We start from the raw sequence: 12,167 nt of genomic DNA, 5'->3' as shown, positions 1-12,167 counted from the left end.
GCGTTGACCGCACTTTTTACTGTGGAATGCCTGAGTGAAATTTAAATTCGCTGTCGGGGGAGCTGATTAATTCTGCTTCAACGTGGGCAAAGTGCGCCACGCGCGCGCTGATGTCGTCAGGTGAGATTTTTTGTGCGAGGGTGAGGTAGTCTTGATAGTGGCGTGCCTCAGAGCGCAGCAGTGAGATATAAAACTGCTTGAGTTCCTCATCTAAGTGCGGTGCGAGTTTGGCAAAACGCTCGCATGAGCGCGCCTCAATGAACGCACCGACAATCAGCTTGTCGATTAAGGTGGCGGGTTCAAAGTGGCGAACTTCACGCATTAATCCTTTGGCATAGCGCCCTGCGGTGATGTTCTCCAGTTGAATGCCACGTGCTTCAATAATCTCTAACACTTGGTAGAAATGGTGCAATTCTTCTTTGATCAATAACACCATTTTATCGATTAATTCCGCAGCAAAAGGGTTATCGTCGCGCGGTTCGATTTTTTTCGTGATTTGGCTTTTGCCTTTCAGCGCGCTTAAGTCGCCGATTTTTCGGTAGGCAAAATCTTCATAAGGTTTCATCCACGCCAGCAAATTTTCGTTGGCTTGCGTGTTGGCAGCATATTTGCGCAACAGCAGCATTGCCGATTGCGCCGCTTTCAGCTCACACATCATGTGATCTTGCAAAATGGTGGTTAAGTTTTCAGGGCGTTTGGCAAAGTCGATCCACGCATCAGGCGTTGGGCAGCCTAAAAACTGATAAATGGGGGCTAATAGTTCTTGATACATCATAAAAGTGCGGTTAAGAAAGAGCGGCGAACCGCTCTTTTAGGTTAATGGGCTTTGAGTAAATTCCAATATTTTTCATAGATGTCGATGGCATCACCAACATCTGCTTGCAATACGCCTTTTTGAATTTGTTCACTGGTTGGGAACAAAATCGGGCTTTGGGCATCTTCTTCGCTTAGCAACGGTTTTACTTTGTTGTTTGGCATTGAAAAGCCCATAGTTTCAATCACGGCTTTAGCACTTTCTGGACGCAGCATAAAGTCGATGAATTGATAGGCGGCATCAACGTGTTTGGCGCCAGTTGGAATGGCGTAGTTATCCATCCAGAAAATCGCCCCTTCTTGTGGGTAAACAAATTGAATGTCTGGGTTTTCTTTATGGGCACGGAAAGCAGAGCCGTTCCAAATCATGCCGATGTCAACTTCCCCTTGCAGATAAGGCACTTCAGGGGTGTCGGAGTTGAAGGTCGCCACGTTTGGAATTAAATCTTTGAGTGTTTCATAGGCTTGTTTGATTTCATTAGCGTTGGTGGTGTTGGGCGAGTGGCCATCAATCAGCAATGCAATGTGAAACACTTCCCGTGAGTCATTGGTTAATAACACTTTTCCTTTGTATTGCGCATTCCAAAGATCTTTCCAACTTGTGACACTGGCAGGATCGACGAAAGCAGCGTTAAGCCCGATGCCAGTTAGTCCAAAAATGTAGGGCAATGAATAGTCATTGTTTGGATCGAACGGCTTGCCGAGTAAATCTTGGTTAATGTTGCCAAGATTGCTGAGCTTGCTTTTGTCGATTTTTTGCAACATACCTTCTTTCGCCATGCGCGCAATGTAGTAACTTGATGGAAAAACCAGATCATAGTCGCTGTTTTTCATCAGTTTCATTTTGGAATACATCTCTTCGTTGCTTTCAAAGGTGGTGTAGATCACCTCAATCCCTGTTTCTTTGGTGAATTGGGTCAGCAGTTGATTTGGGATATATTCAGTCCAGTTATATACATAAAGTTTTTCGGCTGCGAACAGAGTAGAACTAAATAAAGTGAGGGCTGCAACAAGAAGTGATTTTAAACGACGGGCGGAAAATAGTCTTTTCAATTTTCAAGTCCTCCAAAACCTGAAATTCAGGCAGCACCAAAGTGCGGTTGATCAAATAAAACAAACGCTGAAAAGTCAGCGTTTGCAGTATAACAATAAGCGATTTTTTTTGCACTCTTTTCTCACTGGCGGAATTGCATAAAGCGGTTCATGTCTTCGTCATAGACAACCCACTGTTTTTCCTCGCCGAATTTAAAGCAGGCCACTGCATTTTGCTGCGGTGCGTGGTAGTGTAGCCCATTGTCGTTAAGGTGTAACCAAGTGCCTTCTGCAATGCCGAGCACCGTTTTATGTGGATTTAAAATACAATATTCAGCAATGCGCTCATCGCGCGTTTCGCCCATGTGTCCGTGTAGGTGGCTGTCGATATAATGCGCATTAATTTGAAACGGCACAAAACCCAGTGCACTGGTGATGGCTGTGCTTACAGGGCACATATCATTGGTGGTGCAAATAGTTGGGCAGCAAATCAGCGACCCTGCGCTCCAGCCCACATAGGTCACGTTATGGTTGAGCACCACATCGCGAATCGGTTCAATCAAGCCATTGTCGTGCAGCATTTTATTAAGCTGCCAAGTGTTGCCGCCGCTGACCATAATCACATCGGCTTGATAAATCGCTTCAACAGGGTCATCAAACTCTTCAATGCCTTTGATATTGAGATCCAAATCAGCAAAACTGTTCTTAACGTCGTCCACGCGAGATTGCGCACTCATGCGCACAACCGCATAAGTGATAACCAGCACGTTTTTGACTTTTTCACGCACAAAACTGTCGATGATATCGGGCAGAGCATATTCCAAAATGCGAGTATTGTTGGGGATTTTTGCATTGCTTAACATAAAAATATTCATAACAGCTCCTTTTAAAGGTGATTTTTCCTATTGTACGCGTTTTTAACAAAAGTGCGGTTAATCTAAGTCAAATTTTAAATAAAAGCCGCCCATAAAAGGCGGCTTGTTATGATGTGATTGTGTGATTACAGTTGCTTCATCGCATCTGAAACGCGTTCAGCTTCAGGGCCTAAGATAACCTGCAGTGCGCTATCACCAACTTTAATGACACCACGTGACATACTTTTCAACTTGGCTTCATCAATTTTGCTGCGATCGACAAGCTCTAGGCGCAAACGTGTGATACACGCGTCAATGTTGCTTAAATTGTCTTTGCCACCGAGTGCATCTACAAAGGCTTGCGCACGCGCGTTCAGATCTTGGCTGTTCGCGTGTGTTTTGTCATTCGCTGTGCTTGCAGCGTCGTCTTCTTCACGACCAGGGGTTTTTAAGTTGAATTTGGTAATGATGAAACGGAAGACAAAGTAGTAAATTGCCGCAAATACCAATCCTTGTGCGATCAAGAAGTACCAATTGGTCGCCAATGGGTTTTTGGCTGAAAGTACCATGTCCACAAGACCTGCGGAGAAACCAAAACCAGCCATCCAGTGGAAAGTGGCTGCAATGAAGACAGACACCCCAGTGAGCAATGCGTGCACCACATACAATACAGGCGCAACAAACATAAAGGCGAATTCAAGCGGTTCGGTGACACCAGTGAAGAATGAGGCCAGTGCCGCAGCAAAGAGAATCGCTGCCACCGCTGCTTTTTTGCTTGGTTTAGCGCTGTGATACATCGCCAAAGCCGCGGCTGGCAAACCAAACATCATGATTGGGAAGAAACCCGCTTGATACATACCAGTGACGCCTGGAATAGCTTTGCCTGCGTCAATGGAGGCTTGGCCGCCTAAGAAATTAGGAATGTCATTAATGCCCGCTACGTCAAACCAGAATACGCTATTGAGCGCGTGGTGCAACCCAACAGGAATGAGCAAGCGGTTAAAGAAGGCATAAATACCTGCCCCCGTTGGGCCTGCACTACTGATTTGTTTACCAAAGCCGACCAACGCATTGAAAATAACAGGCCAAACATACATCATGATCAGCGATACTACAATCATCACAAAGGAAACCACAATAGGCACTAAGCGGCGGCCACTAAAAAATGCGAGCCATTGTGGCAACTGCACTTGATAGAAGCGATTGTATAGCTCGGCTGAGAGCACCCCAACTAAAATACCGACGAATTGGTTGGCAATTTTGCCGAACGCGGCAGGCACTTGATCAACTGGAATGCCTTTAAGTTGCGCCACCGCACCGGGTGAGAGCAAGGTTGTGATAACAAAGAACCCAACCAAACCTGCCAGTGCTGCTGCACCGTCTTTATCTTTTGACATGCCATAGGCAACACCCACAGCGAAAAGCCATGACATATTATCAATGATTGCGCCGCCTGATTTGATCAAAAGTGCGGCTAAGGCGCTGTCGCCACCCCAGCCGTTAGGATCAATCCAGTAACCAATCCCCATCAAAATTGCGGCCGCTGGCAGGGTCGCAACAGGCACCATTAACGCGCGCCCAATACGTTGTAGATATGCTAGCATCTCTTGTGCTCCTCTTGCCCTTCGCCGCAAAAGTCATACTACGGCGAATGTAAACGTTTTCATTTTTGGGTTAAAAACAGCAATTCGTGGTGAAGAACCTTCACCTATGGGCAGTATAGCAATATTTATAAATAAAGCGGCTGTTAGTTTGTTAATTTGTGAAGATTATCACTGTTTTATGTGAAATGGAGGAAGTTTACGCACTAGGTAAGTAAAAAAGCCCGCATTTTGCGGGCTTGAAAAGAGAAAGTGCGGTTAGGCGGCTACAGCAATACGTTTCATGTCTTTCATATAGCCACGCAAAACTTTACCCACTTGCTCAATTGGGTGTTCACGAATAGCGTCATTAACATCGCGTAATTGAATATTATCAATTTCATCATTAACTACTTTTTCACCCAAATCGCCACGTTCTAGAGTTGGCATAAATTTTTCTGCCATGAGCGGGCCTGCTACAAAAGCGAATAAGTAATTACCGTATTCTGCGGTGTCTGAAATTACCACATTCATTTCATACAACCGTTTACGCGCGATGGTGTTAGCGATCAACGGCAATTCGTGCAACGATTCATAGTATGCAGACTCAGGTAAAATGCCACTTTTCACCATGGTTTCAAATGCCAACTCGACGCCCGCTTTTGCCATGGCAACCATTAACACGCCATTGTCGTAATATTCTTGCTCACTGATTTTACCTTCATAAAGTGGCGCTTTTTCAAAGGCAGTTTGCCCCGTTTGTTCGCGCCAAGTCAGCAATTTTTTGTCATTATTGGCCCAGTCTTCCATCATAATGCGTGAAAACTCGCCACTAATGATGTCGTCCATGTGCTTTTCAAACAACGGTTTGAGCAGGCTTTTAATCTGTTCTGATAATTCAAAAGCGCGAATTTTGGCACTGTTGGACAGCCTGTCCATCATCAATGTGATGCCACCTTGCTTGAGGGATTCGGTGATCGTTTCCCAGCCATATTGCACCAACTTCGCCGCATAGGCAGGATCTTTTCCGTCAGCGACTAGTTTGTCGTAACACAACAGTGAGCCCGCTTGTAACATGCCGCACAAAATAGTTTGCTCACCCATTAAATCGGATTTCACCTCAGCGACGAACGATGAAGCCAAACAGCCCGCGCGGTGCCCGCCGGTTGCCGCCGCCCATGCTTTCGCAATTGCCCAGCCTTCGCCTTTAGGGTCATTTTCAGGGTGAACGGCGAGCAGGGTTGGCACACCAAAGCCACGTTTATATTCTTCGCGCACTTCTGTGCCTGGGCATTTTGGCGCCACCATTACAACCGTGATGTCAGAGCGGATTTGTTCACCCACTTCGACAATGTTTAACCCGTGGGAATAGCCCAATGCGGCGCCTTCTTTCATCAGGGGCATCACCGCTTTCACAACGTCTGAGTGCTGTTTATCAGGGGTGAGATTAATCACCAAATCCGCTTGCGGAATAAGTTCTTCATAGGTGCCGACTTTAAAGCCATTTTCGTGCGCACGCGTGAACGACGCGCGTTTTTCATCAATGGCGGCCTGACGCAGAGCATAGCTGATATCTAAGCCCGAATCGCGCATATTTAAACCCTGATTCAAGCCTTGTGCGCCACAGCCAATGATGACGATTTTTTTGCCTTTTAAGAAATTGGCTTCATCAGCGAACTCCTCACGCGCCATAAAACGGCAGCGCCCAAGTTGGTCAAGCTGTTGGCGTAGGTTTAATGTGTTGAAATAGTTTGCCATAAATGATCCTTAATTGTGTTTGCATAGACAGTAAAGCGAGTATAACGTACAATCCGTGTTGCGAAAATTGATATTATTGAAAATAATTATTGCATTTTTTGCAACAAAGTGCGGTCGAGTTATGGAATTTCAGCAATTAAAACTGTTTTTAGATTTAGTTCAAAATCAAACATTTAGCCAAACAGCGCGGGCGCACTATATGAGCCCTTCCACGCTGTCACGCCAAATCCAACGCCTTGAGCAAGAATTGGGGCAAACGCTCTTGCTGCGTGATAATCGCAGTTTTTCGCTCACCCCATACGGCGAGGAATTCGCCACATTCGCGCGCGAACAGTGGCAGCGCTGGCAAGCATTAAAAGTGCGGTTTAGTCAAGCCGATGGGCTATCAGGCGAGCTGCGTTTGTTTTGTTCAGTGACAGCCTCTTACAGCCACCTGCCACCGATTTTAACCGCTTTTCGCAAGCGCCACCCCAATATCGACATCACATTAACGACAGGTGATCCTGCTAATGCGATCGAACAAGTGCGGTCAAATCAAGCAGATCTAGCGATCGTCGGACGACCTTTACACTTGCCAGAGAATATCGACTTTCACTACATCGGCGACATTCATCTCTCCTTAATCGCCCCACGAGTGGCGTGCCTTTCCACGCGCTTATTGCAATCGCAACCAATCGACTGGCAACATATTCCCTTTATTTTGCCCGTGGCAGGACCTGTGCGAGAACGGATTGATATTTGGTTTCGCCAGATGCAGATTTTGCAACCCCAAATTTATGCCTGCGTGGCAGGGCATGAGGGCATCGTCCCGATGGTTGCCCTAGGGTGCGGTGTCGCGCTACTGCCTGATGTGGTGATTAATAACAGCCCAATGCGCGATCAAGTCTCATTTTTAACCTTACCAACCAAAATCGCCCCCTTTGAACTGGGCGTATGTGTCCAGAAAAAACAACTAAAACAACCCCTAGTGGCCGCCTTTTGGCAGTTTTTGGGTGAGAAGAGATGATTTTTGCGATCTAGATCCTGACTTTGGATTACCTCTCTCGTATTTTGTATGTGCTGTTTTTATACTAAACCGCACTTTTTGTGGGAGGTGAGCATGAGGAAAGGGGTTGTATTTTTAATGCTTTTTGTGACGGCGTTGATGAGTTGGGCGAGGGTGCCTGATGTGATGTTGTTAAAGCGTTATGAGGGGCAATCACTAGCGGGCTGGGTGATGAGTGAGAAACTCGATGGTGTGCGTGGTTTTTGGACGGGGCAGACACTGTTAAGCCGTCAGGGGAATGCGTTTTTACCGCCGAGCGATTTTCTTGAAAATTTTCCGCCTTTTTCGATTGATGGTGAGCTGTTTTCGGCGCGCGGGGAATTTAGCCAAATTTCGTCTATCGTGCGTAGCCAGCAAGATGTTGGTTGGCATCGGTTGAAGTTATATGTTTTTGATGTGCCGAATGCAAAAGGTAATTTATGGCAGCGGTTGCAAGTGTTGCGGGATTATCTGACAAACAATCCTGCACCACACATTGAGATTATTGAGCAGATTCCAATTCAAAACAAAGCGCATATGCAGCGCTTTCTCCACGAGGTTGAGCAAAAGGGCGGCGAAGGCGTGGTGGTGCGCAATCCGAATATGCCTTATCAACATGGGCGTAGCAGCCAGATTTTGAAAGTTAAAAGCCGCTTTGATGATGAATGTACGGTGGTTCGTCACATTGAGGGCAAAGGGCAGTTTGCGGGGATGCTTGGGGCGATAAGCTGTGTTAATCGCTATGGTGTGTTCAAAATTGGCTCAGGCTTTAGTGTGGAACAACGCCAAAATCCGCCCGCTGTTGGTAGTAAAATTACTTATCAATATCAAGGATTCACCGCTCAGGGAAAACCGCGCTTTGCCATTTTTTTGCGTGAGCGCAATGATGAAGTGAAATAACCGCACTTTTTGTGCAAAGTGCAGTCGGGTATTATTGGGTGTTGCTTTCAAGACTGTCAACAGGCTCAGGTAGCTCATTTTTATCTGCGTTGTCTACTTTCTTTGATGTTGCTTCACCGCCAGAAGGTTCGCTTCTTTGTTTGCTTTTTACTGTGACCGCACTTTGTGTTTTGTCCGATGGATTAAACAAGGGCGCGTCACTTGTCATTTCAGGAGCAAGATGTCCGTCTTCTTTGAAATCATTTTCCGCACCTGGTGGTCGCCAATCGACACTTTCGCCACGCAAAATCGCTTGCATCATTTTCGCTGTTTCATCGTCCACCTGCTTGGCGATGTCGATCATTTTCTCATTTGTAAACATAGAATGGCCAGGTTCATAAACATCGGCCATTAGGTGCTGTTCATAGCGGTTGCGGTGATAGAAAAAGGCACTTAATTTGCGCGCTTTTTCTTTTTTAATTCCCAATAATTCAAGGGCGAATTTACCGCTGCGTACGGAAGAATCAAATACTTCACGCACAATTACGGTAGCGCCAGCTTGGTAAAGATCATAGGTGTGCAGACGATCGTAAGCGCGCGTGATGATCGGCAAATTCGGATAGGTTTGATGCACATAGCTCACGATGCGCAAGGTGTCGTCTTTATTATCGATGGCGATGATGAGCAATTTTGCCTGTGCAATACCAGCCGATTCGAGCAGCTCTGGATGGGTGGCGTCACCAAAGTAGGTTTTATAGCCGAATTTGGTCATGCCTTCAACCAACGTGACGTCGAAATCAATCACCGTGGGTTTAAAGCCACAGCAGCGCAGTAAGCTACACACAATTTGCCCGTAGCGCCCATAACCTGCCACCAAAACAGGGCTTTGTTGATCGATTGTATCCATTTCGCGCTCATTGCTTTCAATTAAACGCGGTTGTAGCACTTTGTCATAAAACACGAATAAGAGCGGGGAAATGAGCATAGAGAGTGTCACCACCAGCAAGAGCATGTCACCTAACTGCCAAGGAATGACCCACATTTGTTTGGTAAAGGCAATCAACACAAAGCCAAATTCCCCAGCTTGCGCAAGAGCAAGTGCAAAAAGCCATTGTTGTGCTTTTTTTAATCTAAATGCGACTGAAAGCAGCCATAAAATCAATATTTTGACGAAAATGACGGTAATGGTCAGCCCAAGAATGGTTCCGAACTGGGAAAAGAGTAGACGAAAATCGATGCCTGCGCCAACGGTCATAAAAAAGAGTCCAAGCAGCAAGCCTTTAAACGGAGCAAGATTGCTTTCAAGCTCGTGGCGATATTCACTGCTGGCAAGCACCACACCTGCGAGAAACGCGCCAAGGGCAGGAGAAAGCCCAACCGACGACATCAAAAGCGCAATGCCAATCACAAGGGCAAGGGCAAAAATGCTAAAGGCTTCGCGCAGGTTGGCTTTGGCGATAAAACGAAATATCGGTTGCCCTAAAAAATGCCCACCACCAACAATGACGGTCATCACACCAATGGTGACTAACGATTTGATATAGCCACTCATGCCTTCCATCATATTGTGTTGGCCTTCGACTACGGGCACACCGTAGCTTGACATGGTCAATAGCGGCAGCAAGGCGAGCATGGGGATCACCACAATATCTTGAAACAGCAACACCGAAAAGCTAGATTGCCCGCCAGGGCTGGTAATTAACCCCTTTTCCCCTAGGGTTTGTAACACAATGGCGGTTGATGACAGGGATAAAATACACCCCAGCGCAATAGCCACTTTCCACGATTGCCCAAGCGCGATGGCAATGCCTGCAAAAGCTGCGATCGTTAAGCCCACTTGCAGCCCGCCTAGCCCAAGCAATTTGGTTTTCAGCTGCCAGAGTTTATGCGGTTCTAGCTCTAAGCCCACCAAAAATAGCATCATCACCACGCCAAACTCAGCGACATGCTGAATATCTTTAATCTCGTTGCCAACCAAGCCTAATACAGGACCTATCATAATGCCTGCGAGTAAATAGCCGAGTACCGATCCAAGCCCTAGACGCTTTAGGATAGGCACTGCGACGGCGGCGGCTGCAAGATAAATAAATGCGTTGAGTAAAATGGTTTCCATGATGCTATATTCCGTGACCGCACTTTTAGTTGGCTTTTTTCTTCACAACCAGTCCCGCTGGCGCTTGCGCCACAGGCATAATTTCAATGCGGTTGATGTTCACATGCGCAGGGCGTTGCGCTATCCACAAGAGTGTTTCGGCAATGTCTTCAGGGGTGATGTAATCAACATTAGCATAAAGTGCGGTGGCTTTTGCATCATCGCCGTGAAAGCGCACGTTGGAAAATTCGGTACCGCCGCAAAGCCCAGGTTCAACATTGGTTACGCGAATGGCCGTGCCGACTAAATCGGCGCGCAAGTTGATACTAAATTGTTTCACGAAGGCTTTGGTCGCACCGTACACATTGCCGCCAGGGTATGGATAGCTGCCCGCAATGGAGCCTAAATTGATAATGTGCCCGCGATTGCGTGAGACCATTTCTGGCAATAGAGCATGGGTGAGCGTGACAAGGCCTGTGATGTTGGTGTCTATCATCTGCTGCCAATCTTTGAGAGAGCAGTTCGGCGCATTGTCCACGCCGAGTGCAAGCCCTGCGTTATTGATGAGCACGTCAATCTCGCGCCACTGCGGTGGCAGGCTGGCTAACGCTTGGCGAACCGCACTTTCATCACGCACATCAAAAGCCAGCGTGTAACAGCGTTCGCCCAGCTCTTGTTGCAATTGGGCAAGGCGTTCTTGGCGGCGCGCGGTGATGATGACTTTGTGGCCGTGCTGAACAAATAAGCGTGCGGTGGCGGCGCCAAAACCTGCACTGGCACCAGTAATTAACGCTAACATAAGTCCTCCTTAAAAACTGAGCGATAGGATAGTTATTAAAAAGAGTGCAAATAAACATCATTATTTTTGAATTATTGTAACATCTGATAGAGAAAATCGAAGGGTCATACAAAAAATAATTGCATTTATTAGCTAAATTTAGTAATTAGTATCTGAACTCAGGTTTTATTACAACATCAAACTAAGGACAAAAAATGCAAAACGTAGGTTTTATCGGCTGGCGCGGAATGGTGGGTTCCGTTTTAATGGATCGTATGCAACAAGAACAGGACTTTGCAAAACTCAATCCTGTGTATTTCACAACCTCGCAAGCAGGGCAAGCCGCGCCGGAATTTGGCGGCAAGCAAGCCGGCACATTGCAAGATGCGTATGACATTGACGCACTGGCCAAGCTCGACATCATCGTGACTTGTCAAGGCGGTGATTACACCAATGAAGTTTATCCAAAATTGCGTGCAGCAGGCTGGAATGGCTACTGGGTGGACGCAGCCAGCGCCTTGCGGATGGAAAAAGACGCCATCATTGTGCTTGATCCTGTCAACCAACATGTGATTGAAGACGGCCTCAAAAAAGGCATTAAAACCTATGTGGGCGGTAATTGTACTGTAAGCCTGATGTTAATGGCATTGGGTGGCTTATTTGAGCGTGATTTGGTGGAATGGATTTCTGTGGCAACCTATCAGGCAGCCAGTGGTGCAGGGGCGAAAAATATGCGTGAGTTGCTCGCGCAAATGGGCGAGTTAAATACTGTGGTGAAAACCGATTTAGATAATCCAGCGTCATCGATTTTAGACATTGAGCGCAAAGTGACAGAAAAAATGCGTACCGATTTGCCATGTGAAAACTTTGGTGCGCCGTTGGCGGGCAGCCTGATTCCATGGATCGACAAATTACTAGACAGCGGACAAACCAAAGAAGAGTGGAAAGGTTACGCTGAAACCAACAAGATTTTAGGCTTGAGCGAAAATCCAATTCCAATTGATGGCTTGTGTGTGCGCATTGGGGCATTGCGTTGCCACAGTCAAGCGTTCACCATCAAAATGAAAAAAGACCTGCCATTGGCGGAAATTGAGCAAATTTTGGCATCTCATAACGAGTGGGTGAAAGTTATTCCGAACGACAAAGAGACCACGTTGCGTGAGCTGACTCCAACCAAAGTCACTGGCACATTAAGTGTACCCGTTGGGCGGTTACGGAAGCTCAATATGGGCGGCGAATATTTAGCGGCTTTTACAGTCGGCGACCAATTACTTTGGGGGGCGGCTGAACCAATTCGTCGCATTTTACGCCAATTAGTGGCGGCATAAAAACAGAAAGTGCGGTTACCGCACTTTGA

Annotated in this window: 10 protein-coding genes; 3 read left to right on the top strand and 7 right to left on the bottom strand. The window is 46.7% G+C overall.

The genetic code is table 11. From position 1 onward, the window contains the following. Positions 1–16: 16 nt before the first annotated feature. The 5 genes from miaE to ilvC form a co-directional block, all read right to left on the bottom strand. Positions 17–775, bottom strand: a complete 759-nt coding sequence (gene miaE, locus HPC38_RS03870; RefSeq protein WP_208119952.1) for a tRNA isopentenyl-2-thiomethyl-A-37 hydroxylase MiaE — start codon at positions 773–775, stop codon at positions 17–19. A gap of 41 nt (positions 776–816) precedes the next feature. Continuing rightward, positions 817–1,866 (bottom strand): extracellular solute-binding protein, encoded by a 1,050-nt coding sequence (locus HPC38_RS03865; RefSeq protein WP_208119951.1) that lies wholly within the window; start codon positions 1,864–1,866, stop codon positions 817–819. Between the two features lie 122 nt (positions 1,867–1,988). Then, positions 1,989–2,720 carry a dipeptidase PepE gene (pepE, locus tag HPC38_RS03860; protein WP_208119950.1) on the bottom strand — a complete coding sequence of 244 codons (732 nt, stop codon included), beginning with the start codon at positions 2,718–2,720 and terminating at the stop codon, positions 1,989–1,991. Between the two features lie 125 nt (positions 2,721–2,845). Continuing rightward, positions 2,846–4,303, bottom strand: a complete 1,458-nt coding sequence (gene nagE, locus HPC38_RS03855; protein ID WP_208119949.1) for an N-acetylglucosamine-specific PTS transporter subunit IIBC — start codon at positions 4,301–4,303, stop codon at positions 2,846–2,848. A gap of 255 nt (positions 4,304–4,558) precedes the next feature. Further along, a complete protein-coding gene (gene ilvC, locus HPC38_RS03850; RefSeq protein WP_208119948.1) occupies positions 4,559–6,037 on the bottom strand; it encodes a ketol-acid reductoisomerase in 1,479 nt (492 codons plus the stop codon). Between the two features lie 121 nt (positions 6,038–6,158). Between ilvC and ilvY the strand changes: the two genes are divergently transcribed. Continuing rightward, the gene (ilvY, locus tag HPC38_RS03845) at positions 6,159–7,043 is read left to right on the top strand and encodes an HTH-type transcriptional activator IlvY (RefSeq protein ID WP_208119947.1); all 885 of its coding nucleotides are present in this window, start codon (positions 6,159–6,161) and stop codon (positions 7,041–7,043) included. A 93-nt stretch (positions 7,044–7,136) separates the two neighbouring features. Continuing rightward, positions 7,137–7,961: a DNA ligase gene (locus HPC38_RS03840; protein ID WP_208119946.1), complete on the top strand. Its 825-nt coding sequence runs from the start codon at positions 7,137–7,139 to the stop codon at positions 7,959–7,961. A 31-nt stretch (positions 7,962–7,992) separates the two neighbouring features. On the opposite strand, the gene HPC38_RS03835 is transcribed toward HPC38_RS03840, so the two are convergent. Together HPC38_RS03835 and HPC38_RS03830 are read right to left on the bottom strand one after the other, a co-directional pair. Next, positions 7,993–10,053 carry a monovalent cation:proton antiporter-2 (CPA2) family protein gene (locus HPC38_RS03835; RefSeq protein WP_208119945.1) on the bottom strand — a complete coding sequence of 687 codons (2,061 nt, stop codon included), beginning with the start codon at positions 10,051–10,053 and terminating at the stop codon, positions 7,993–7,995. Between the two features lie 25 nt (positions 10,054–10,078). Further along, positions 10,079–10,831, bottom strand: coding sequence for an SDR family oxidoreductase (locus tag HPC38_RS03830; protein ID WP_208119944.1), 753 nt, complete (start codon positions 10,829–10,831; stop codon positions 10,079–10,081). Positions 10,832–11,025: 194 nt separating this feature from the next. On the opposite strand from HPC38_RS03830, the gene asd reads away from it, so the two are divergent. After that, a complete protein-coding gene (gene asd / locus HPC38_RS03825; RefSeq protein ID WP_208119943.1) occupies positions 11,026–12,138 on the top strand; it encodes an aspartate-semialdehyde dehydrogenase in 1,113 nt (370 codons plus the stop codon). Positions 12,139–12,167: the final 29 nt, after the last annotated feature.

This window comes from Spirabiliibacterium pneumoniae (assembly GCF_014884995.1).
Lineage (GTDB): Bacteria > Pseudomonadota > Gammaproteobacteria > Enterobacterales > Pasteurellaceae > Spirabiliibacterium > Spirabiliibacterium pneumoniae.
Note: the sequence above shows the minus strand (reverse complement) of the source record. Positions and strands in the feature narration are given on the sequence as shown.

Bases quoted from the DNA above. Each gene is read 5' to 3' on its own strand.
- miaE (WP_208119952.1), bottom strand. From the start codon at position 775: ATGATGTATCAAGAACTATTAGCCCCCATTTATCAGTTTTTAGGCTGC.
- pepE (WP_208119950.1), bottom strand. From the start codon at position 2,720: ATGAATATTTTTATGTTAAGCAATGCAAAAATCCCCAACAATACTCGC.
- nagE (WP_208119949.1), bottom strand. From the start codon at position 4,303: ATGCTAGCATATCTACAACGTATTGGGCGCGCGTTAATGGTGCCTGTT.
- ilvC (WP_208119948.1), bottom strand. From the start codon at position 6,037: ATGGCAAACTATTTCAACACATTAAACCTACGCCAACAGCTTGACCAA.
- ilvY (WP_208119947.1), top strand. From the start codon at position 6,159: ATGGAATTTCAGCAATTAAAACTGTTTTTAGATTTAGTTCAAAATCAA.
- HPC38_RS03840 (WP_208119946.1), top strand. From the start codon at position 7,137: ATGAGGAAAGGGGTTGTATTTTTAATGCTTTTTGTGACGGCGTTGATG.
- HPC38_RS03835 (WP_208119945.1), bottom strand. From the start codon at position 10,053: ATGGAAACCATTTTACTCAACGCATTTATTTATCTTGCAGCCGCCGCC.
- HPC38_RS03830 (WP_208119944.1), bottom strand. From the start codon at position 10,831: ATGTTAGCGTTAATTACTGGTGCCAGTGCAGGTTTTGGCGCCGCCACC.
- asd (WP_208119943.1), top strand. From the start codon at position 11,026: ATGCAAAACGTAGGTTTTATCGGCTGGCGCGGAATGGTGGGTTCCGTT.